Annotated in this window: 19 protein-coding genes and 1 pseudogene; 6 read left to right on the top strand and 14 right to left on the bottom strand. The window is 35.5% G+C overall.

The window, feature by feature from the left end; genetic code table 11:
- The first annotated feature begins 146 nt into the window (after window positions 1-146).
- A complete protein-coding gene (locus CES88_RS07555; protein ID WP_290733034.1) occupies window positions 147-887 on the top strand; it encodes a hypothetical protein in 741 nt (246 codons plus the stop codon).
- Here the strand turns inward: CES88_RS07555 and CES88_RS07550 are convergent.
- From CES88_RS07550 to clpS, 7 genes and pseudogenes are all read right to left on the bottom strand, one after another.
- Window positions 884-1,834, bottom strand: a complete 951-nt coding sequence (locus tag CES88_RS07550; RefSeq protein WP_290733033.1) for a hypothetical protein — start codon at window positions 1,832-1,834, stop codon at window positions 884-886. The genes CES88_RS07555 and CES88_RS07550 overlap by 4 nt on opposite strands.
- Complete coding sequence (locus tag CES88_RS07545) at window positions 1,809-2,900, bottom strand: aminopeptidase (protein WP_290733031.1); 1,092 nt, start codon at window positions 2,898-2,900, stop codon at window positions 1,809-1,811. The genes CES88_RS07550 and CES88_RS07545 overlap by 26 nt, the downstream gene beginning before the upstream one ends.
- On the bottom strand, window positions 2,888-3,505 hold the full coding sequence (locus CES88_RS07540; RefSeq protein ID WP_290733029.1) for an autotransporter domain-containing protein: 618 nt from the start codon (window positions 3,503-3,505) through the stop codon (window positions 2,888-2,890). The genes CES88_RS07545 and CES88_RS07540 overlap by 13 nt, the downstream gene beginning before the upstream one ends.
- A 97-nt stretch (window positions 3,506-3,602) precedes the next feature.
- On the bottom strand, window positions 3,603-5,081 hold the full coding sequence (gene miaB / locus CES88_RS07535) for a tRNA (N6-isopentenyl adenosine(37)-C2)-methylthiotransferase MiaB (RefSeq protein ID WP_290733027.1): 1,479 nt from the start codon (window positions 5,079-5,081) through the stop codon (window positions 3,603-3,605).
- Window positions 5,082-5,653: 572 nt separating this feature from the next.
- Window positions 5,654-5,734: pseudogene (locus CES88_RS07530) on the bottom strand (histidine biosynthesis protein HisIE); the annotation flags it as partial.
- Between the two features lie 540 nt (window positions 5,735-6,274).
- Complete coding sequence (gene clpA, locus CES88_RS07525) at window positions 6,275-8,632, bottom strand: ATP-dependent Clp protease ATP-binding subunit ClpA (protein ID WP_290733025.1); 2,358 nt, start codon at window positions 8,630-8,632, stop codon at window positions 6,275-6,277.
- 9 nt (window positions 8,633-8,641) lie between these two features.
- Window positions 8,642-8,995: an ATP-dependent Clp protease adapter ClpS gene (clpS, locus tag CES88_RS07520; RefSeq protein WP_290733023.1), complete on the bottom strand. Its 354-nt coding sequence runs from the start codon at window positions 8,993-8,995 to the stop codon at window positions 8,642-8,644.
- 128 nt (window positions 8,996-9,123) lie between these two features.
- Here clpS and CES88_RS07515 point away from each other — a divergent pair, with 128 nt between their 5' ends.
- Window positions 9,124-9,627, top strand: coding sequence for a TerB family tellurite resistance protein (locus tag CES88_RS07515; RefSeq protein WP_290733021.1), 504 nt, complete (start codon window positions 9,124-9,126; stop codon window positions 9,625-9,627).
- An 11-nt stretch (window positions 9,628-9,638) separates the two neighbouring features.
- Here CES88_RS07515 and CES88_RS07510 read toward each other — a convergent pair whose 3' ends face one another.
- The 5 genes from CES88_RS07510 to lptC form a co-directional block, all read right to left on the bottom strand.
- On the bottom strand, window positions 9,639-10,811 hold the full coding sequence (locus CES88_RS07510) for a hypothetical protein (RefSeq protein ID WP_290733019.1): 1,173 nt from the start codon (window positions 10,809-10,811) through the stop codon (window positions 9,639-9,641).
- Window positions 10,812-10,946: 135 nt separating this feature from the next.
- Window positions 10,947-11,315 (bottom strand): ribosome-associated translation inhibitor RaiA, encoded by a 369-nt coding sequence (raiA, locus tag CES88_RS07505; protein WP_290733017.1) that lies wholly within the window; start codon window positions 11,313-11,315, stop codon window positions 10,947-10,949.
- Window positions 11,316-11,385: 70 nt separating this feature from the next.
- Window positions 11,386-12,858: an RNA polymerase factor sigma-54 gene (rpoN, locus tag CES88_RS07500; RefSeq protein WP_290733015.1), complete on the bottom strand. Its 1,473-nt coding sequence runs from the start codon at window positions 12,856-12,858 to the stop codon at window positions 11,386-11,388.
- Between the two features lie 36 nt (window positions 12,859-12,894).
- On the bottom strand, window positions 12,895-13,626 hold the full coding sequence (lptB, locus tag CES88_RS07495) for an LPS export ABC transporter ATP-binding protein (protein ID WP_290733013.1): 732 nt from the start codon (window positions 13,624-13,626) through the stop codon (window positions 12,895-12,897).
- 2 nt (window positions 13,627-13,628) lie between these two features.
- The gene (lptC, locus tag CES88_RS07490; protein ID WP_290733011.1) at window positions 13,629-14,636 is read right to left on the bottom strand and encodes an LPS export ABC transporter periplasmic protein LptC; all 1,008 of its coding nucleotides are present in this window, start codon (window positions 14,634-14,636) and stop codon (window positions 13,629-13,631) included.
- Window positions 14,637-14,863: 227 nt separating this feature from the next.
- Here lptC and mutS point away from each other — a divergent pair, with 227 nt between their 5' ends.
- The 4 genes from mutS to CES88_RS07470 all read left to right on the top strand — a co-directional run bounded on the left by mutS (window position 14,864) and on the right by CES88_RS07470 (window position 19,783).
- Window positions 14,864-17,524, top strand: a complete 2,661-nt coding sequence (gene mutS / locus CES88_RS07485) for a DNA mismatch repair protein MutS (RefSeq protein WP_290733009.1) — start codon at window positions 14,864-14,866, stop codon at window positions 17,522-17,524.
- 55 nt (window positions 17,525-17,579) lie between these two features.
- Window positions 17,580-18,272 carry a murein L,D-transpeptidase catalytic domain-containing protein gene (locus CES88_RS07480; RefSeq protein ID WP_290733007.1) on the top strand — a complete coding sequence of 231 codons (693 nt, stop codon included), beginning with the start codon at window positions 17,580-17,582 and terminating at the stop codon, window positions 18,270-18,272.
- A gap of 109 nt (window positions 18,273-18,381) precedes the next feature.
- Window positions 18,382-18,987 (top strand): RDD family protein, encoded by a 606-nt coding sequence (locus CES88_RS07475; protein ID WP_290733005.1) that lies wholly within the window; start codon window positions 18,382-18,384, stop codon window positions 18,985-18,987.
- Window positions 18,950-19,783: a transporter substrate-binding domain-containing protein gene (locus CES88_RS07470; RefSeq protein ID WP_290733003.1), complete on the top strand. Its 834-nt coding sequence runs from the start codon at window positions 18,950-18,952 to the stop codon at window positions 19,781-19,783. Before CES88_RS07475 ends, CES88_RS07470 begins: the two co-directional genes overlap by 38 nt.
- Here the strand turns inward: CES88_RS07470 and CES88_RS07465 are convergent.
- A complete protein-coding gene (locus CES88_RS07465; protein WP_290733001.1) occupies window positions 19,778-20,059 on the bottom strand; it encodes a hypothetical protein in 282 nt (93 codons plus the stop codon). The two genes, CES88_RS07470 and CES88_RS07465, sit on opposite strands and share 6 nt — an antisense overlap.
- A gap of 86 nt (window positions 20,060-20,145) precedes the next feature.
- Window positions 20,146-21,933 (bottom strand): aspartate--tRNA ligase, encoded by a 1,788-nt coding sequence (aspS, locus tag CES88_RS07460; protein WP_365992708.1) that lies wholly within the window; start codon window positions 21,931-21,933, stop codon window positions 20,146-20,148.
- Between the last annotated feature and the right edge of the window lie 24 nt (window positions 21,934-21,957).

Here is a 21,957-nt window from a genome sequence, read left to right as displayed (position 1 = left end):
TTTTACTCTCGCCCACTAGTGAGCGCAATAGCTAAGACCATAATCATTTCATACACTTAAATATCCCACGAAACTACTCAACATAAAAGCTAAAGTTTTATTAACTTTGAGTCGATAAAACTAAGGAATAAATATAAGGGCCAATTATGAAATGGAACAATTTAAATTTTATTATTCTTTTAATCGCTTCACTCACACTTACATCGTGTGTGGAAACTAAAACAAATAAGAAGAGCTCAGATACTTCAACAACTCAATCGACAGTACTCTTGCCTAATAATAATGCAGGTAATGGAGATTCCGATGATGGATACGTAGATGATTCAGATCTTCCAAGCTACTACGACCTACCTCCAGTAAGTGGAGGTCCTGAAGGCGTAATTGTTCACGGAACAAATCATCCAAATCGAAATCCACCTCCAAATGGAATTTTCTGGTCATCAGAACGAAATATGAGTTCAAGTAACCAACAGATCTTAAAAACAGATTCTAGATTTAACATTAGGTTGATGGCGCTTTCAGCTCCAAATCAAAATACTACAGACTCAAATGGAACAAAGTGTTCTCAACTTCCTGTTGGATATCAAAAACTTCAAGTAAGTCTTTGTGTAAGAAAACAAAATGGAGCTTGTGTTTATATGCACTTATTTAATGATTTGTATGTAAATGAATGGTCGCTAACAAAAGAATTCAACATTCCATCAAATACAAATGATCCACTTGTAATCGACATTATCGATGTCAAATGGGACTTCAGCTGCACTTGGGATGGAAGCAATAATTCAAGTTACTGTCCTTATAGTGGAGTATGGGATCAAGACTGCGTAAGATTTAAAATGCAGGTCTCAACTGACGGAACTCAAGATCTTCCAGGAGGAAGATACTAGAACAAGTCAATAATATCTTCACAGAGGTTTCTACCATAGGCTTTAGAAACCTCTACCACTAATCCTGGACAAGTAATATTTACTTCTGAAATTGATTCTCCAAGAATATCAAACGCAATCCAATGAACTCCGTGTTCAGCTAGCTCTCTACAAATATCTTCACAAGACTTTCTCTGCGAGTCAGTGAGGTCATAACGAGTGTAACTTGCCCCTTGAGCAATATTCGCTAAGAACTCTCCCTTCTTTGGAACTTTTAGAATAGATCCTAACTCTTGCCCTTTAAAATAGAAGCTTCTCACCTCACCATCTTGAACTTCTTTGGCAAAAGGCTGAGCCACAACAGGACCTTGATAATCTTTAACCTTCTCTTTAAAAATAGAGAGAAAATCACCTTCTAGTGAAATCTTCTCAACACCAATTCCTTGATATAAGTCTAGAGGCTTCAAAATAAGCTCTGTATGGCCTTTTGCCATAATTCCTTTAACGTATATGGAAAAACCATCTAGGGAGCTTCCTACGTATGTTTCTAGGCTTGATTCATGCTCATACGCGTAGAGTTTTTCATTGAATAGTAAAATTCCATCAGGATCATTCAAAATCTCAACACCGAGTGTTTTAAAATATCTTTGCATCCACAAAAATCTTAAGTATCTACCGTCAAAAGGAGGATCTAATCTCATGTGAAAACAACTCTTATCATCTGCTTCCCAAAATCGGGACTCAGTCATCTTGAAGTTCTTAATGTAGCAGCCGTCATCTTCAAACTCCCCTTCAAAATCAAAGACCTTAAGTTTAGGGATTTCATTATTTACGACATAGAAATCTTCTTCAAAAATTAATGCAACATCCAGACCTCGTTTCTTTAGAGTGAGGGCAAACATCAGAGTTGAATCTTTTTTAATAACTAATTTTTCAAGGGGATCAATTAAGAGAATATGCTTTTTCATCTGAAGACCTATTTTTATTGAAGAGCCACTTAGAGAAACTCTTCTCCTTATCTGCTCTTTCAAATTCATTGAACTCTTTTTCAATATAATGAAAAAAGTCTTTTAGGTCACCTGATATTCGGTTTCGTAGAACTAATAATTCATCTACTTTATTTTCATAAGTCATAAATGCTGCCAAAGAAGCCTGGTTCCACTCTCTCTTGAGATAATAACACTTATCGTCAGCAATTTGGAATGACTTACAAGTAGACTTCAGCTTAGGCTTAATAACTTCTTTAACAAATTTCTCAACAAAAGGATTAGCTTCCTCTATTGTTTTAAAATTTTGAGCTCTTAAGTCCTTATCTAACTTTCTGGCCAATTGAACTAAATTCTTGGCCATTTCTTTATTTAACTGACTTTCTTCTTTTACTCTCTCTTTCAATCTTAAATCATCTTTGAAATATTCTAAGGCCATTTCTTTTCCAAAGTAGTTGGCCAAGTTCTCATTAAGCTCAACTTCATCTTTGATGAAGAAGATAGTGTGAAATAATTCATGAAAAATCAGTTCTGCTAATTCAAAGTCATCAAAGTAAAAGAAAGAAGAAAGTATTGTGTCTGTGAAGTAGCCTAAAGTAGAATATGCATAGACAGGTCGAGTATATGTAACAATTCCTTTCCTATTTAAATCTGCAGCAAAAGAATCGGCAGAAGACTTCTTAAAAAAACCTAAATAAGGAAAACATCCCATAATTGGAAAGCACTCCTTCCTCGCTTCAATTTTATCAAAGTCAGAAGAAATAACTAAATAAGTGACAGCAGCATCGTGAAGAATCGTTGTCTTATTATAAATACTAGTTTCTTTCTTATTCCAATACTTATAGAAGTACTTTTTATAAACTTGAATTTTCTTAATCTTGTCTTTGTCTTTCTTAGAATATCTTACATCGTTTAGAATACTTTCATTTTCTTTAGCCGTTGCAAGCAACTTGACTTGTCCAGTTCCCTGCTCAACCAAGTAGCCAAATTTTGCGCATGAACTAAGAAATAAAAGAGATGAAAAGAGGAAGAGTTTTAAAGTAACCAAGTGAAGCCAGCAGTGTATCTTAAATCATCTTTAGCACTATTCCAGTCAAAGGCCCTAATATAGGTTTGAATAGAACCTCTTAAACTAAGTCTTTGAGTTAATCTAAATTTCAAACTAAAGGTTCCAAACATAGAGTCTTGCCTTTGCTTAATTTCTGGAGAGACTGATGTGAAGCTATTTCCGGAAATATCACTTCTTACCGTATAGTTCGTTTGAGTTCTTTTAAAAGTCCTAGCGTAACCAAGACTAATTGAAGGTTGAATTAATGCTTTTCTAGATGCAAATGATTGTCTAAGTCCTAAACCGTAGGATTTAGTTTCAATATTGGTTTGTTGTCCTAATATTGAAATATCTAAATCATCATAAGTAACAGTTTCATTGATCACTGTCTTATCACTATTTTCCATGTAATTAATTTCAAGAGCTGTATACTGCCAAAGGTAAGTAGCAATTGAGCCAGACCAAGTTCTAGATGTATTCTTACTATCTCTATTAGTTCCAAAAACATCTTTGTCATAACTAAAATCCATTCCAAGTTCAATCATGGCATATGAATTCAATGAAAGTAGTAATGTTAATAGAATTGTAGAAATTTTTAAGCGCATAGTGGACACCTCAGTCATCTAATATTCTACTATTTTCTGAGTGTACTTTCCTCAAGTGGCACTATTTTCACACCACTCGAGTTCTATCTATCTAATTTTACTGGAGTGTTGGTATTCTCTTCCCTATTACGGTTTGTAATTCTCCTTGGCAAGAGAGGGCCGTTGTCTCAATGACTTTCACATCTACCCAATTCCACTGAAGATTTTGTTCTGGATCCTTCGGCAGAAAGTGAACAATTCTATTGCAATTAGTTCTTCCCTTCCACTTTGTTTCACCTTTAAAAGTTCTCTTTCCTTCAACTAGAATTCTAAAAGTCTTACCTTCCATTTCTTTTCTAACATCGGCCTGAATTTTTAATTGGTGAAGTTGAATCTCTCTAAGTCTTGCTCCGCGAATATCATCAGTTAAATGATCTTCAGATCTAGCGGCCCTAGTCTTATTTCTCTTAGAATAGGCATATGAGTAAATGAAATCAAACTTCGCATCATCTAAGAGTTTTAGAGTTGCCTCATGTTCTTCATTTGTTTCATTAACAAATCCCGCGATAATATCTGTCGAAATAATTATATCAGGTTGAATCTCTCTAAGCTTCGCCACTCGGTCCAAGTAGTGCTCAACTGTATACTCTCTATTCATTCTCTTTAAGACAGTATTTGATCCTGATTGAATTGGAAGATGAAGATGTTTTGATAGCTTCTTTGAAACTCCATGAGTCATAATTAGCTCATCTGAGATGTCATAAGGATGACTAGTTGTATATCTTATGATCTCCAGTCCTTCTAGTTTTTCAAGTTCAAGTATAAGTTGGGCAAGTGACTCTCCATTTTCTTTTCCAAATGAATTCACATTTTGTCCAAGTAAAGTCACTTCTTGAATACCTTGATACTTAACAAGTCTTCTAATATCTTCTACGACTTCATTTACTTTTCTTGAACGCTCTTTTCCACGAGTATAAGGAACGATACAATATGTGCAATATTTATTACAACCTTTGATAATATTCACGAAGGCCTGTGGTGTTCCATGAGAAATTTTTGTTTCAATAGAAAAATTTTCTGATCTATCCCAGCTATTGATAAAGAACTTTGAGTCTCCAGCATAAGTTCTATAAACCATATCGTTTATTGAATCAATTGTGTCTGGCCCAAAAGCAAAGTCTAAATGTTTATATTTTTGAATTAATTCCTTTCCTTCAGTTTGAGCAACACAACCACCAACTCCAACAACTAGATTATCTTTCTTCGCTGCTTTCTGATGCTTCATATTTCCAAGATGTGAATAGAATTTATTATTTGCAAGATCCCTAACAGCACATGTATTGAAGAGAACAAGATCGGCGTCTTCAACTTCTTCGGTTTGAGTAAAGTTCAAGTTTTTAAGGTGTGCCATAATTCTGTCTGTATCATGGTAATTCATCTGACAGCCGTATGTTTTCATCCACACTTTTCGTGGAGGAAATATAACTTCTCCCATTTGAACTAATCGAACTCCTGACTTTTCATCAGTAAACCATTCTTCTCTTGGTCCATCAATAGTTCTAAGTCCCAATCCGCTTGGTGCTTCAGTAGTATCCATAAGTAATCTCCGAATCAAAAGAATCAATAACCTTCAACCATTCAGATCAAAAAGTCCTCGAAACTCACACAGTTGTTAAGCCTGCTGATTTAGTTTTATTTGGCCGCAAGTTATCAATAACACGTTTGAAAGTAAATATTCATTTTAGAAAATGTCATTATTACTTCATGTAAACAGCTGAAATTACTATAATTTAAAAACGGCCACTGTTAAAATAGCCTGTGGGTCAGTCAGGGTAAATTGAGAGAAAGCAAATGAGAAGGCCTCTAACTTATAGATTTTATTTACAAAAATGTAGATTTCTTAAATTTGAACCAAAAAAAAGGCCACTCATTGAGTGGCCCTTTAAGTATTTGAGTAAAAATCAATTACTTTTTCTTAGCTGGAGCTTTTTTTGTAGCTTTTTTAGGAGCTGCTTTCTTAGCTGGAGCTTTCTTAGTAGCTTTTTTAGGAGCTGCTTTCTTTGTAGCTTTCTTAGCTACTGTTTTCTTAGCTGCTTTCTTTGCTACTTTCTTAGTAGCTTTCTTTGCAACTTTCTTCTTAGTTGCTTTTTTTGCTACTTTCTTAGCAACTTTCTTAGCAACTTTCTTTTTAGTAGCTTTTTTAGCTACTGCTTTCTTTGTAGCTTTCTTAGCAACTTTCTTCTTTGCTACTTTCTTCTTCGCTACTTTTTTCTTAGTTGCTTTCTTAGCTGTTTTCTTCGCAACTGTCTTTTTAGCTACTGCCTTCTTAGTGGCTTTCTTCGCTACCTTTTTAGTAGCTTTCTTCTTTACTGCCATGACATCCTCCCGGCTTTTAACACTTATAGATTCAGAATAAACATAATTTTATTTTAACGCAAATAAAAAAATACCCTTTTATTACGAATCTGTTAAAAAAAAAATTAAACAGTTTATAAACTGATTTCGGTTTTAATTTAGAATTACTTTACAAAAAAAAATGACCACAACGAAACCGTCGATGAACACAGGAGTTTCACAACTTCATTTTCTAATGTTTTTATGATTTTTATAAAAATATCATCTCTTTTGAATGAATTTGAATACAAAAATGAAGGGAATTATTTTTTTGATTTATTTTTAATTATTTTGAGTAAAAAGCGCAAAATATGCCTCTGGAAGCGAAAAAAGGACAACTATAATTGGCATATTTCTATGTTTTTATCCAAAAATAGTGTCCTTTAAAGTTAATTCTTAGGAATATTTAAAAGTAATTTCATCTTTGTGGTCTAAATCGATAATAACTTTTCCGCCTTTCGATAGTTCACCAAATAGAACTTCATTTGAAAGTGGCTTCTTTATTTGCTGATCAATAATTCTTCCAATAGGTCTTGCTCCCATCTTAGGATCATAACCAGTCTTAGCTAACCACTGTCTAGCATTCTCAGTTACTTCAATTTCAACATTCTTAGAAGCAAGTCTACTTTCTAAATCGAGTAAAAACTTATCAACAATCTTCACTATAAATTCATTACCTAATTTATTAAAGTGTATGATTGCATCCAGTCTATTTCTAAACTCTGGGCTAAAGAAGTTCTTAAGAGTTTGGTCTCTCTTAGCAGTATTACCTTCTGACTTTGCTTGTCCTAAGCCAATAGACCCTGCTTCCATTTGTTTAGCACCAGCATTTGTTGTCATAATAATGACAGTGTTCTTAAAATCAGTTGTTCTTCCCTGCGCATCAGTTAGAGATCCATGATCCATGACCTGAAGAAGAATATTATAAATATCTGGATGAGCTTTCTCAATTTCATCTAGTAATAAAATACAATGTGGATTCTTCTTTACAGCGTCAGTTAGTATTCCCCCGTTATCATATCCAACATAACCTGGAGGCGCTCCAATCAATTTAGAAACTGAATGCTTCTCCATATATTCAGACATATCAAATCTTTCTAAATGAGAACCTAAATTGTGCGCTAATTGTCTCGCTAATTCCGTTTTACCGACCCCAGTAGGTCCTGCGAAGAGAAAACTCGCCATTGGCTTACCTTCATGCCCAAGACCTGATCGAGAGAGGACAATAGCATCTGAGACCTTTACAACGGCTTCATCTTGTCCATAAATAACGAGATCAAGATTAGACTTTAAATTCTTTAAACGATCCCTATCATTTCCAGTAACACTAATCTCTGGAATCTTAGCCAGTTTCGAAATAATAGCTTCGATATCTTTCTTTGTTATATTTTTCTTTCTCTTATTCTTTGGAAGTAAGTGAACTCTCGCACCGACCTCATCGATAACATCAATAGACTTATCAGGATTTTTTCTATCCCCTAGAAATTTATTTGAAAGATCAACAGCTGTTCTTAAGACAACATTTGAATACTTCACACCATGGTGATCTTCAAACTTAGACTTAAGACCTTTTAGAATTTGGTAAGTATCTTCTAAAGACGGCTCATCCACATCAATTTTTTGGAACCTACGACTAAAAGCATGATCCTTTTCGATAAATTTTCTAAATTCATCATGTGTTGTACTTCCAATACATTTTACTTTTCCGGATGAAAGCGCTGGCTTCAAGAGATTTGAAGCATCCATACTTCCACCATTAGTTGCTCCTGCTCCCATTACGGTATGAATTTCATCAATGAAGAGAATTGCTCTCTCACCTTTCTCTTGAATATCATCTAATTCTTTTAAAACATTTTTTAGTCGCTGCTCAAAGTCTCCACGAAACTTAGCTCCAGCAAGTAGAGCGGCCATATCTAAACTAAATATAGTAGTTCCATTAAGAACTTCAGGAACACTTCCTTCTTCAATACATTTAGCAAGTCCTTCAACAATTGCGGTCTTTCCGACCCCGGCCTCTCCAACTAGAAGAGGATTATTCTTTCGTCTTCTGCAAAGAATTTCAACAATTCGGTCCAACTCAGAACTTCGTCCAATGAGAGGATCAATTTTATTTTTTCTAGCTAGAATATTGAGATTTACACAATACTCTTCAAGCGCAGCATTCTCTTTTTTCTCTTTTCTAAGTCTAGAAGGTGTTATTCCGCCTTCGACCTCAGAGTTGTCAACATACTCATCATCACTTGAAGTTGGCTCATCTGCTCCGTGTGCAATATATTTCACAACATCGAATCTTTCGATACCATGTTTTTGAATTGAGTAGAGAGCAAAGCTTTCTTTCTCTTGAAACATCGAAATAAGAATATTAATTCCCATAATATGTCTCTTTCCAGAAGACTGAACGTGTATAGCAGCTCTTTGAATAACTCTTTGTAGAGAAAGAGAAATTTCTGGTTGATATTTTATTCCATTTTCACTAGCAAGCTTTCTAAGTTCTTCGTCTACAAATTGCTGCTTACTTAGATTTTGAACTTGATCCTCTGTTAGAATACTGAAATTTGATTGATCATTTAAAAATGTAACTAAGTCTTCCTGAATCTCATCTACATTGGCACCCAAGTCGTGAAGAACGTCAATTACCTGATCATCATCTAACATTGCAATGAGAACGGTTTCGAGAGTTAAGTACTCATGACTTTTTTCATTTGCAATTTGAATAGCTTGATTAATAATTTCTTCTAGCTTTTTTGACATCATAATTTCCTCTTAGGCTTCTGGTTCAATAGTGCACTTCAACGGGTGACCGTTCTCCTTCGCTTCTTGATTTACCTTCTCTGCTTTCGTCTCTGCAATTTCAAAGCTATAAACTCCACAAATACCAATTCCTTCGTTGTGTACTTTAAGCATAATTGCTTGAGCTTCTTCTAAGTTCTTTGCAAAAACTTTCTGCAAAATATAGATGACAAATTCCATGGTGGTGTAGTCATCATTATGAATGAGTACTTTATATTTACGAGGCTTCTTAATTTTAACCTTTTTAATAGTGGCGACACCTCCTTCGCCGTACTCATCCTCCTCACTTAAGATGGGGTTGAATCTTCTATCGTCAAGGTTATTCATTTTTTCATATATAGACATTGTTAACTCTCATTTGCCTTTAGTGTTTAATATTATTATCCTTTTATTAAATAGTCTTTTCAACTAAACAAAGCTGAATTGATATAAATTTAAACAAAAAGGTTATAACTATGAGTTTTTGGGACATATTTATTGGAAAAACGGAGTCAAAACCGATTTCCAAACTACAATCAAGCATACTTGAGCAATTTCCTAACTATACAGAGGAAAAGCGTATTCTCCTCACTTGTCTAGCCGGACTTTGTGCAAGAGTCGCTTATGTTGACTTCGACATTTCATCAACTGAAAAAGAAGCTATTGAAAGATCTTTAATACAATGGATGAACCTAAGCGAGAAAGAGGCTGACTTTGTTGCAAGTAAGGCCTTAGAAGAAGTTAAGGAATTATCAGGTATTGAGCCTAGAAAATATTGTACAGCTTTAAATGATATCTTAGACAATTCAGAAAAACTACATGTCTTAGAAACACTCTTTCAAGTTTCAGCAGCAGATGGAAATGTAGAAGAACATGAAAGCGAAGAAATTAGAATCATAACAACTGGGTTTCTCTTAGAACATAAACACTTCATTGCGGCGAGAGCAACTGTTGCAAAATTTATTGGAGCACTTAAATAATATAAAATATTTTACTTACAGTACTTAGAGACGACCTTCTCTAGGTACTTCTCTGGAATTTTTGTTCCAAATTCTAAAGAGCACATTAAATTACCCTTATCTCTTTCAAGTTCATAATAAACAACTTCTCCACTCTTTGTATCAAAGTATTCAATATAGCAATCTTTAAACCCCAAAGTATGTCCGAACTCATGAGCAATTGTCTTAACTCTCTCGGTTCCAAATAAATTCTTATTTAAATAAATTGTACTTAAATCATTTAAGGACACTCTAGAGAGTCCAGCATCTACCAGCTCTAACCTTGCTCCACTACTTCCCAATTTAAACTTTACTTCAATATCATCTCTTTTCCAGTTCTCAGAGATCGCATTCATGAGAGAGACACTATTTGTATTTTGGTATATCGGAATTGTTAATACTTTCTTATCTGTTTGTTCGCATTCAATTTCTAAAGGCGACTCATTCATTCCAAAAACTTCCTGATTAAAGAAGCTTCTTACTTGTTTAAGAATTTCTCTTACAAACTCATCTTCTCCGCCATAAATTGATGCAATATCATAGTGGACTCTACAGTAGCTCTTCCTCTTAAAAAGCGAGCATATATTAATTGTCTTCTCTCTTTTTTCCTTTTGAAGAATTTCTCTATCAGGCATTAATGTAGAAAGACAATTCTCTTCACAGAACATTGTTTCAAGTTCAATAAAGTCGTTGAGCTCTTTTGCATTATTATCTATAAGATTAGTTAAGTGACACTGATGAAAAGACCATCTATCAAAATTAATTCTAAGCTTTTGAACTCTTCTCTTAATCTCTCTAAATTCGCTATTTGTAACAGTTGTCTCACTCTTTAAAGTAATTACATTTTGAATATCTTCAATACTTTCTTCAATGAGAACTTCACTTAATATAATTGGAGAAAAAGAAGACCTATTCGATTTAAAATTTCTCTTTTGAGGTTTTAAAATAGGATCAAAGACTTTAAGTTCACTAAGAGAATCTTCAAGCGCAATTATTCTAGAGTTCAAATCAAGCACTCTTTCTCCACCGCAGCTCTTTGATGATAGAGCGGCTTCTATATAAGCAGCGTTATCATCCACATCACTTTTCGAGTTCTTCTTAACTCCACAAGACGTAAGAGTTAAAGAGGTGAATAAAAGTACGAATAATGTCAAAAATTTAGACACTAAATTCTCCTAAGTAGCTAAAATATGCTTAAAGCATGAATGCTACTTAATATAATCCAAATTCAGTGCCAAGATAGAAACAAAAAAGCCTCCAATTCAGGAGGCATTTTTGTAGTTTAACTTTTTTGGAGTAGATTAAGCTACGTAATCTTCGTCGTACTCTGCCCAGGCCATTTCAGGGTCATTGATTTGCATTTCCCTAACGCCTTGTCTCTGCTTACTGTTTTTCCACTTGCCTTTCTTCTTTTGTAATTGTTTCTCTAATTTATCAACAACTACATCAATAGTCTTATAAAGGCTGTCGGAGTGTCCCGTTGCATGATAATGGAAAGTCGGTCCACCAAGGTCTACTTCTGCGTAGTGGTTGCCCTCTTTCACGTAGCAACTCCACTTTAGATTAATCTCACCGTCAATAAACTTCTTAAGCTTAGCTGACTTTTCGTGGATTCTGTCGTCAAGTGATTGAGTGTGCTCTAAATGAAGAAATGTGATAGTCACTTTCATAAACGTCCTACTCCTGTCGTTATATTATTCCTACACTTTGTCAGTGTATGAAACTTATCGTAATAAATTATTAAGATTTTACCTTTCTTTTTGAAGAAGATTCGATTCCTAGCATCTCTCGGTACTTAGCTACTGTTCTTCTTGCAACCTTAACGTCATCACGACTTAAAAGGTCGGCAATTTTCTGATCAGACAGAGGCTTCTTAGGACTCTCATTAGCAACAAGTTCTTTAATTTTAAGCTTTAGAACTTCACTCGAAATATCATCAGCCCCATTTTTTCCACCGATTCCTGTATTAAAGAAGTACTTTAATTCAAATAGTCCAATTGGAGTGTGCATATATTTATTTGTAGTTACTCTTGAAACTGTCGATTCATGCATTCCAATTTCATTGGCGACGTCTTTAAGAATCATAGGCTTTAAATACTTTGGACCTTTCTTAAAAAATTCTTGCTGTTGTCTCACAATTGCTTTTGAAACTTTATAAATTGTTTGTTGTCTAGTTTGAATAGACTTTAGAAGCCATCTTGCAGATTTAAGCTTATCCATAACGTATTCACTTGCTTCACTCTTTTCACCTTTTGAAGTCGCAAGTAACTCTTGATAGAGTTTTGAAATTCTAAGACGTGGTATCCCTTCATCGTTAACCTGAACCACGAACTCTCCTCCAACTTCTACAACATAGATATCAGGAGTAATATAGTGAGTATCTTGATCGGCAATTAAACGACCTGGCTTTGGATGAAATTGATGAAGAAGTTTTGCTGTCTCCATAATAATATCTGTCGAAGCACCAGTTTCTTTACTAATTTTAGTAAAGTCTTTTCGGTGAAGATCTTCTAGGTGAAAAGTAATTATTTTTTCTAATAGTGGAGATCTCTCTTCAGCAATTCTTGCTTGAGCAAGAAGACAGTCTGTTAAGTTTGCAGCTCCACACCCAACAGGGTCAAAACGTTGAACCATTTCAAAAACATCAAATGCGTGATCTCTATCTAGTTCAGTCTTAGAAATAATCTCATCGTACGAAACTCCAAGATATCCATCGTCGTTAATATTGTGAATAATTTCAATTCCAAGATCTAGCTCTTGATCAGTAAGCTCTTCCATGCGAAGTTGCCACTCAAGGTGATCCGCAAGAGACTTTCCTTTAGAAATAATATTTTCATAATTTGGTGTATCGTCATTTGAAGCAGGACCAACCATCGAAGGTGTCGATGAAGAATTATTATAAGTCTCTACATACTTTTGCCAATCAAAGTCATCATCTTTTGAAATAACTGGAGCTTCATCGAAGTTCTCACTTCTTGCTTCTGCTCCTTGGCTTTCTAATTTTTCAACATTGTAATCGTCTTCAGACTTTTTATCAGGAGATTCGTTTCCATTACCAAACTCTTCGAGCATTGGATTTTCAACCATCTCTTCGGCAATAACAGAAGTCATTTCAAGGTGAGTTAACGTTAAGAGCTTGATCGCCTGCTGCAATTGCGGCGTCATCATCAAGTTTTGAGATTGTTTAAGACTTTGTGAGATCTTAACTGCCATAGTTCCACCTTTTATTATTAAAAAAGTTGGGTGACATTACATCTTAAATTCGTCACCCAAATAGAACTTCCGTGCTCTTTCATTATTTACAATTTCATCTGGTGTTCCACTAACAAGTAGTTCACCACTATTCATAATATAGGCCCTATCAACAATCCCTAAGGTTTCCCTTACATTATGGTCTGTGATCAAGACTCCAATATTTCTATTCTTTAAACTTCGAATCACTCCCTGGATGTCACTTACCGCAAGCGGGTCAACACCAGCGAAGGGCTCATCGAGAAGTATAAACCTTGGCTCCAATGCCAGTGCTCTTGCTATCTCAACCCTTCTTCTTTCCCCTCCTGAAAGTGCTGAACCAAGTGACTTTCTAATATGTCCTAGTCCAAAATCTTCCAGTAGAGATTCGAGTAGATTCTGCCTTTTCACTTTAGGCAATTTTCTATTCTCTAAAACAGCGTAGATATTTTCTTCCACTGTTAAATCTCTAAAGACAGAAGCTTCCTGTGGTAAGTAGCCTACCCCTTTAAGTGCTCTAATATGAATTGGATACTCAGTGAGTTCATCTCCAGAAAGTTCTATCCTTCCTTCATCTGCCCTTACTAATCCTACAATCATATAAAATGATGTAGTTTTTCCAGCTCCATTAGGTCCTAAGAGACCGACAATTTCACCTTGTTCTACTCTAAGGCTTACGTCTTTTACGACAGTTCTACCCGAGTAGGTTTTCCTGAGGTTGGTGGCCTCTAGAAAGCTTCTTTCTTCCATAATTACCTTAGTATAAAATTAGTGTTCGCATCATCTACTTCAACAACTTCGTTATTCTCACGGAGCACTATTTTATTTCCAGTAATTACATCACTTTGTTGAAAAACCTTCGGGTAGCCAGTGAGAATAATTTTACTCTCACTCATCATACCCTCAAGTTTTTCACCAAAAGCACGTCTTTCAAAGGAGGAAACACGACCATCCTTTTCCAGTTTTACTTTCTCTACAACCTTCACATCGTCATAAAGAACGAAATACTTGAGCTTTTTGTTATAGTTTTCCAGAAATATTTCTCCGCGGTGAGAATCCGCCTTAAGTTGTTGTTTTTCCAAGTGCACTTTTTCAAGTAAATCGATTTGTAGAGTCACCATATTTACGTCAACTTGTTGGGCCTTAAACCTAATACTTTCCTCGTAAACACGTTTTCTTTTAATGATTCCTCTCACATCACCCTGATAGCGACTTCTATCTTTTGAAGGCCAAGTGACAGCACTATTGGACCAGACCTTAATATCTTCCTTACTCTTGTTCTTCATGGAAATACTCGTCGTTTCTACATTTCCTGTTGAAACGATTTCGTCTTTATTCATATGATAGATTGTTTTATCCGCAGTTAAAGTTGAAGTTTCCATATTGAACTTCACTTCGTTTTCAAAAATGACTTGGTCTTCCTGCCTAAAGAGAAAACCTTTTCTGGCTTCATACTGAACAGGTTCCCCATTATTAGTGAAGGCAACACCACGGGGTTCAACAAAGAGAGATTTCCCCGTCGCTGAATTCATAGAAAGTTCTTTGGCATCTAAGTGAAGAACTGGCTTCTGATCTTTTACTCGATAAAATGAAACAGTTTCAAAGTAACTTTCTTGATCGTAATTCTGTGAATCGTCTTGACCTTGATTTTTTAAGGCCTGAGATCTCTTCCATTCTACACTTTCACCCCATAGAGCTATGAAACCCATGGTAAGTAAGAAACTAAAGACAATGACTGATTTCTTGATAATATTAAGCAAAATTACGCTCCGCACCTTTAGAGAAGATTATATCACTCTTCCTCTCGGGTAGCACATGGCTAATATAGTCTCGTTTTTTTCATTATTTTTCAATAACTTATTAGCTCACTCTGGAATTACTTAGAGGTTTTATTTTACGATCAAATTCCCCCTATGTTACTGTGCCCCTACGAAAAAACTTCAATTTAATCAGGGATTTAACTTTGTCCACACACACACTAGACACCTTGAATGAAATAATAAACCACGGTGTAAAATTGACTCCGATGATGGTTCAATTCTACGATATAAAGAAAGAATATTCAGAGCACTTAGTTCTCTTTAGAATGGGTGATTTCTATGAAGTTTTCTTTGATGATGCAAAGAAGGCCTCTAAGCTTTTAAATATTACGCTCACTCAACGTGGAAAACTTGGAGACTTCCCTATCCCAATGGCGGGAATTCCACATCATGCAGCAGCTGTCTATATAGATAAGCTGAGTGCCTTTGGTATTAAGGTTGCGATCTGTGAACAAATTGAAGATCCAAAAGAAGCTAAGGGAATTGTAAAAAGAGCAGTTGTTCAAGTTGTCTCTCCAGGATTACCTTATGATTTAGAAAAAGCAGATGGAGCTGATCACAAGTATATTGCTTCTGCTGTAAAAATAGAAAATGATTACTACTTGTCTGCAATTGATTTTACGACAGGTGAATTCAGCGGATATAAGCTCACTAGTACAGAAGACTTCTTAGATAAGCTTAGAATGCTCGCACCAAAAGAGTTTATCTGCGCCATGGGAGATTGGGATGAGTTAAAAGAGCTAGACACTCTTCTTGGTGCACTAGGAGTACTAAAGACTCATCTCTCTAAAGAATATTTTTCTGAAAAATATACAGAAATCTATATTGAAAAACTTATTCCTTCTTATAAGAGAGATAAAGTTATTTCTACTTGTAGTGAAATCCTAGCTCCAATTGGAGCTCTCGCCTACTATATTTGTTCAACACAAACTACAGAGAACTTCTGCCATATTAGACCTTTTAAAATGACTAGTGAAAAAGGTCACATGAAGGTAACGGCTCCAACACTAATTGGTTTAGAAATTCTTCCAAAATCTAGAGAGACCTACAAAGATTCTCTACTTGGGTTTCTCGATAAAACAAAGACGGCGATGGGCTCAAGGAATTTAAAGCAAGTTTTTATCAACCCTCTGAATGATTTAAATGAGATTACTGAAAGACAAAACTTTGTAACTTACTTCTTAGATAATTCAGAGATTTTATCTGACGTTAGAGAAAAACTTAGTGATGTAAGAGACCTAGAAAGAATTATGGCGAAGGTTTCAACTAATAAGACAACGGCTGGAGACCTCTTAAACCTTTCAAGAGCTGTTGCCACTTACGAAGATTTAAAAGATGTTTTCTCACATGAGTCTGCAAACTTTCTTTCAACTCTTAAGAAAAATGAACTTGGTATTCTAAAGAAATTATCTAAGAGAATTGAAGAAACTATCAATGACGAAATTGGAGCAGCTCTGGAGAAAGGAAACTTAATCCGAGAAGGTTGCGACAAAGAAAGAGACCGCCTCGCTAAAATGAGCACTAACACAGCAAATGAGCTCTTAGAACTTGAAGCGCGCTACAGAGAAGAAACAGGTATTCCTAAACTTAGAGTAAAGTCTAATAATGTTGCAGGCTACTTTATCGAGATTTCCAAAACCCACTCTGATAAAATCCCTGAAAGCTTCAAGAGAAGACAGACCCTAGTTAACTCTGAGCGATATACGACAAAAGAGCTAACTGAATTTGAAAAAGAAATCTTCTCAGCAAAAGAAAAGTTAGAAAGATTAGAGAGAGAAATTTTTAAAGGTCTTATTGCTGAAGTTACTGAAAATAATGCTGCCATCATGATGCTTTCAAAATCACTTGGACTGCTAGATGTCTTTCAAAGTTTTGCATGGGTAGCAAACCAAGAAGAATTCATTAAACCAGAGATGCGTGATGATAGAAAACTTTCTAACCTTGAAGGCGCTTGGCATCCTCTTATAAAATCAATTATTAAAGATCAATTTGTTGCTCACGACCTAAGATTAGATGAAGAGTGTTACTTTGGTTTAATTACAGGTCCCAATATGGCCGGTAAGACAACAGTTATGAGAGAGGTTGCAATTATTCAACTTCTTGCTCAAGTTGGCTCTTTTGTTCCTGCAGAGAAAGCGGAAATTGGTCTCTGCGACTACCTCTTTAGCCGTCTTGGCGCTAGTGATGATATCTTAAAGGGTCAATCAACATTCATGGTTGAAATGGCCGAAACAGCAGAAATCCTAAGACACGCGACCGATAAGTCTCTTATTATTCTAGATGAAGTTGGTAGAGGAACTTCTACTTATGATGGTCTTAGTATTGCTTGGTCCCTTGTTGAGCACTTTGTGAATAAGACAAAGGCACTAACTCTATTCGCGACCCACTATCATGAACTAATTGATATTGTAGATCAACTTCCTGGTGCGAAGAATTTAACAGTTGAAACTTTTAATAAAGATGGAAACGTTCAATTTCTCTATCGTCTAATTGAAGAAGGTGCTTCACAGAGTTTTGGTATTTATGTTGCCAAGCTTGCAGGTCTTCCAAAATCGATTCTTGATAGATCTTCACATATCTTAAAAAGCTTAGAGCACGATAGTAGTCATGAGAATTCACTTCCTTCTGTAAGTTCAGAAAAAGAAATGATCAAAAATTCTAATTCACAATTGAGCTTCTTCGCAAGTCCAGAAGTGATTGTTGAAAGAGAAATACCTGAGCATCTTCAAAAGCTTGAACTCAATTTAAGTGAAGTCGATGTGATGAATATGACTCCACTTCAAGCACTGAATAAGCTTAGTGAGCTCAAAGAATCTCTTAGACAATAATTTCGCTCAAGTATAAATCCCTAAAATATTCATAGCTTACTCCGAGAAGTAAGCTATGAAAAAATTAATCTTACTTACATTCTTGTTTTCTTTTAACACTCTGGCCTTCGATGGATACCATATTGAAGGACGTGAAGAGACTATTAATCACTTTGTAGCAGAGGGAGTTCCTGAGACTCCTCTAGTTGAGGCAATGGATTTCTTTGAAAGAAAATCTCATCTTCTTAGTAATCAGAGATTTATTACAATTGGTGATTTCTCCCAAAGCTCTAGAGAGAAGAGACTCTATATTATGGATCTTCAAACGGGAGAACTTCAAAGGGAGTACGTCGCTCACGGAAGTGGAAGAAATAGAATTGGTTTTCCAAACGGAGATAGAAATCACGATGGATACCTAGACAAGTGCATGCATTCAAAGTTCAGTAGAAGAATTAGACTCGTAAAACATAGACGTTTTGGAATGACTCGTCCTGGATTTATGAGAGTAGATAGCACCTACTTTTCAAGTAAGTTCAATTACAATTCAATGGAAGGACATAATGCCATTAGACTAACAGGTCTTGAGAGTTCCTCCTCAGATGTTAGACCCAATGCTGTTGTCTTTCACGAAGCTGACTACGTTAAAAACTACTCAAAGATTCAGGGACGTACCCTTGGTTGCCCAGCAATAGCAGTTGGCAGAATGAAGACAGTTCTACCTAAAATAAAAGGTGGAAGTCTTTACTATTCTTACGTTCCACAGTGCTAAGGACATACCCGACCACATAGGTCGGGAGCATTTTTTTCCCGACTAAAGAAAAGCTCAAAATATCCTCTATTCATTCAAGATTCCCTCTCGAAAAGTCGATACGCCTACTATGTGGAAGAATGAAGAAAACGTAACACATTTATCAGCGGCCAAACCTCCAAAGAAGAGTCTAGTTAAAGATCGTATGTATGCTTTTACTATGGACTTATTTCTTATTGGCATTATTAATAAAGCGATAATGTTTACTTACCTAAACTTCATTAAAGCATTCTTCTTTCAACTCCCTCTTGGAGTTAGAGCAAACCTAGAAGATAAGCTCTACGCGGTAAATTCTATAAACTTTCTAGTTGTCTTCACAGGTTATTTTTTACTTTCCTACTATCTCTCAGAGGGAAAGACTCCAGGAAAAATAATGTTCAACTTAAAGGTACAGTGCCCTCACACTCATAGTGATCAACTCTCTCTTAAAACTTCTATTCTTAGAACTATTGGATACTTTGTAACAATACCTACAGGTTTTACACTTTTACTAATACCTTGTTTTAGAAAAGATAAGAAAGGAATTCCTGACTGGCTATCTGATTCATTTGTAATGAATTCCGATGAAGAGTATTACATTGAATCTCTCGAAGACACTGGCTCTTCTAAAGTGACATTACTCTTTCCAGAAGATCCTATTGCAAAGAAAATTTCAAGTAATAAGAAAGCTTCATGATAAATCTCACCTTGTTTCAAACCTTATAGAGCATTACAATATTGGAATGACAAAAAAATTATCTCTTTTACTATTTCTAGTAATGACCTCAACAAGCCATGCACTCCCTTTTAAAATTTGCTATGAAAGTCCTCACTTCTTTCCATACGACACAGATGGAGATAAGAGTCAAAGGCTCAGCGTTGTAATTAAAACAATCAATGAAGCAAGTAAGGAAACAGGATTAAAAGTTCAATACATTAGGGCCTCATGGGATAGGTGCCTTAAAGACATTGAATCAAATAAAGTTGATGCTCTTTTAACGTCTCTATGGACAAAGGAAAGAGATAAAGTAGCCAGCTTTCCTAAGAATAGTAATAACCAATTAGATAAGAGTTTATATCTCTTAAAGGCCCACTATAAGATTTATACCCATATAGATTCAAAATTATCTTGGGATGGGCACTCACTTTCCAATATAAATGAGGGGATTAGCGCACCAAAGAGCTATATTGCAAGTGAAAAGCTAAAAGGTATGAAAGTACTTAAAGAAACTGATATTAAAGTTAAACAGGCATTTGATCTCATTTTAAAAAAGAGACTTGATGGCTACGTTGTGCTCAAAGAAGTCGCCGATATCATTTTAAGTGAATACCCTAGAAAGTATTTAATAAAGGAATTAGAAAAAGATTTTCTTACTGACTATCTCTATATTCCAGTCAGTAAGGAATTCGAAAAGAAGTCCCCGAAGAAAACAAAGAAGTTCTTTGAAGAACTAGCAAAAGCTAGAAAGAAATATATGCCAAATGGTTTATAGAAAATCAGAAATATCTTGAAATAATTCTTCAGCTCTCTCTTGGATCTTTAAGGCCATAAATTCATCATCAGATAAGTGACGAGTCTTTTCAAAAGGTGCCATGACTTTCACTTTTTCAACTGTAACTTCAGCACTCCCAGATTCCCAAGGACGAAGAACCCTCTTCTTTCTAGATCGACCAGAGAGTTTTTCTTCCTTTCTCTCAAGAATAACATCTAAAATAGATTTTACTCCATTAGATGCTTTCTTATTAATGTCACTTAAACTAATGGCCATAAATTCCTCTATCCTATTAGGATATCAGAATTCTAATTATTTAAAAGAGAATTTAGGCCCAGAGAATTTGGGCCTAAATGAGTTATTTACTTCGTCCAGTTAAAGTGAAGTTCTTTAAGCTGAGCTTCGGCCGGAGCAGAAGGAGCTTTAGACATTAAATCGCTTGCAGAAGTTGTCTTAGGAAATGCAATTACATCTCTAATAGAATCCGTTTTCGCTAATAGCATTACTATTCTATCAAGACCAAAAGCAAGCCCACCATGTGGAGGAACTCCGTAATTGAGAGCTTCAACAAAGAATCCAAATTGTGATTGAATTTCTTCCTCTTCCATTCCAAGAACTTCAAACATTTTCTTTTGAATATCTTGTTCGTGAATTCTTATTGATCCCCCACCAAGTTCATAACCATTACAAACAACATCGTAAGCTTGTGCTGGCATATCTTTTAGTGATTCTGAATCTTTTGGATCTGCGCCAATAAAAGTCGCTTTCTGATCAGGCTTAATCATTGTGAATGGGTGGTGACGAGCAATATATCTCTTACCGTCTGGATTCCATTCGAGAAGTGGGAAGTCATAAACCCATAAGAACTTATAACCTTCTTCAATTATTTCTAGTTTCTTTCCAAGATATCTTCTAAGAGCATCTGCACAAGCATGGGCCGCATCTAAATCAGTATCAGCACAGAATAGCCAAGTCCCATCTCCAGCATTCTCTTCAAATGCGCATAGTGACTGGTAAATTTCATCAGTAATAAATTTAGAAATTCCTGCAGATCTCTCCTCTCCCGCAACTTTAAAGAAGGCCACACCTTTTCCACCATGTGGCTTAACCACATCAGTAAGAGCATCTGTATCCTTTCTTGAAAAAGCTCCCATAGCAGCTGGAACAAAAATCGCTTTAATTAATCCGTTTGCCTTAGCGACACTTGAGAATACAGAGAAGTCAGAGTCTTTAAAAATATCTGTTACAATTCTATGCTCTAGCCCAAATCTTAGATCTGGTTTATCAGAACCATAGCGAGCAAGAGCTTCATCATAAGACATCATAGGAAGAGTAAATCCGTCTTCAAGTTCAAAAAGCTCTCCAAGAATTTTCTCTACAATATTTTTAATATATTCAGGAGTCGCAAAAGAAATCTCCATATCAATTTGAGTAAACTCAGGTTGTCTGTCAGCTCTCAAATCTTCATCTCTAAAACATCTACAAATTTGAAAGTACTTATCAGTAGATCCAATCATTAGAAGTTGTTTTAAAGTCTGTGGAGATTGAGGAAGAGCGTAAACTTTTCCAGGATGAACACGAGACGGAACAACATAGTCTCTCGCTCCTTCCGGAGTTGATTTATAAAGAATAGGAGTTTCAACTTCAATGAACTTCTCTTCTTGTAAAATTCTTCTAACCGTATTTGTCGTCTTAGATCTTAGAGCGAGAATATCTTGTAACTTCTTCGTTCTAAGTTCTAGGTATCTATACTTTAGGCGTAGATCTTCTGTAGCCTCGACCTGTCCATATGGAAGAAAAGGAATATTATCAATATCATTTCTAGAAAGAACTTCAAGTGATTCTACTTGAACTTCAACAAGTCCTGTATCCATTTTCTTATTCTGAGCATCAGAAGGTCTCATTGCAACTTTCCCCGTTGCTTTAATGACTGACTCAAGAGCACAATCTTTTAAAACAGAGAGGTCACCTTTGAATTGTTCAAAGCCAAGCTGAGTTAATCCATACTTATCTCTAACATCAATAAAGTGAAGTGCCCCAAGGTCTCTATACTTATTTACCCATCCACAAAGCGTGACAGTTTGCCCTACTTGATCTTCTCTAAGCTCACCACAATTGTGAGTTCTCATTAGTCCCTTTAATTCGGCCATTTGCTTTATCTCCCCTCATAATTT

The organism is Halobacteriovorax sp. JY17 (genome assembly GCF_002753895.1).
Taxonomy (GTDB): Bacteria; Bdellovibrionota; Bacteriovoracia; order Bacteriovoracales; family Bacteriovoracaceae; genus Halobacteriovorax.
Note: the sequence above shows the minus strand (reverse complement) of the source record. Positions and strands in the feature narration are given on the sequence as shown.

Coding starts and splice junctions, on each gene's coding strand:
- aspS (WP_365992708.1), bottom strand. CDS start 21,933: ATGGCCGAATTAAAGGGACTAATGAGAACTCACAATTGTGGTGAGCTT.
- CES88_RS07540 (WP_290733029.1), bottom strand. CDS start 3,505: ATGCGCTTAAAAATTTCTACAATTCTATTAACATTACTACTTTCATTG.
- raiA (WP_290733017.1), bottom strand. CDS start 11,315: ATGAAAGTGACTATCACATTTCTTCATTTAGAGCACACTCAATCACTT.
- CES88_RS07475 (WP_290733005.1), top strand. CDS start 18,382: ATGTGGAAGAATGAAGAAAACGTAACACATTTATCAGCGGCCAAACCT.
- CES88_RS07515 (WP_290733021.1), top strand. CDS start 9,124: ATGAGTTTTTGGGACATATTTATTGGAAAAACGGAGTCAAAACCGATT.
- CES88_RS07555 (WP_290733034.1), top strand. CDS start 147: ATGAAATGGAACAATTTAAATTTTATTATTCTTTTAATCGCTTCACTC.
- CES88_RS07480 (WP_290733007.1), top strand. CDS start 17,580: ATGAAAAAATTAATCTTACTTACATTCTTGTTTTCTTTTAACACTCTG.
- miaB (WP_290733027.1), bottom strand. CDS start 5,081: ATGGATACTACTGAAGCACCAAGCGGATTGGGACTTAGAACTATTGAT.
- clpA (WP_290733025.1), bottom strand. CDS start 8,632: ATGATGTCAAAAAAGCTAGAAGAAATTATTAATCAAGCTATTCAAATT.
- rpoN (WP_290733015.1), bottom strand. CDS start 12,858: ATGGCAGTTAAGATCTCACAAAGTCTTAAACAATCTCAAAACTTGATG.
- CES88_RS07465 (WP_290733001.1), bottom strand. CDS start 20,059: ATGGCCATTAGTTTAAGTGACATTAATAAGAAAGCATCTAATGGAGTA.
- lptB (WP_290733013.1), bottom strand. CDS start 13,626: ATGGAAGAAAGAAGCTTTCTAGAGGCCACCAACCTCAGGAAAACCTAC.
- CES88_RS07550 (WP_290733033.1), bottom strand. CDS start 1,834: ATGAAAAAGCATATTCTCTTAATTGATCCCCTTGAAAAATTAGTTATT.
- clpS (WP_290733023.1), bottom strand. CDS start 8,995: ATGAATAACCTTGACGATAGAAGATTCAACCCCATCTTAAGTGAGGAG.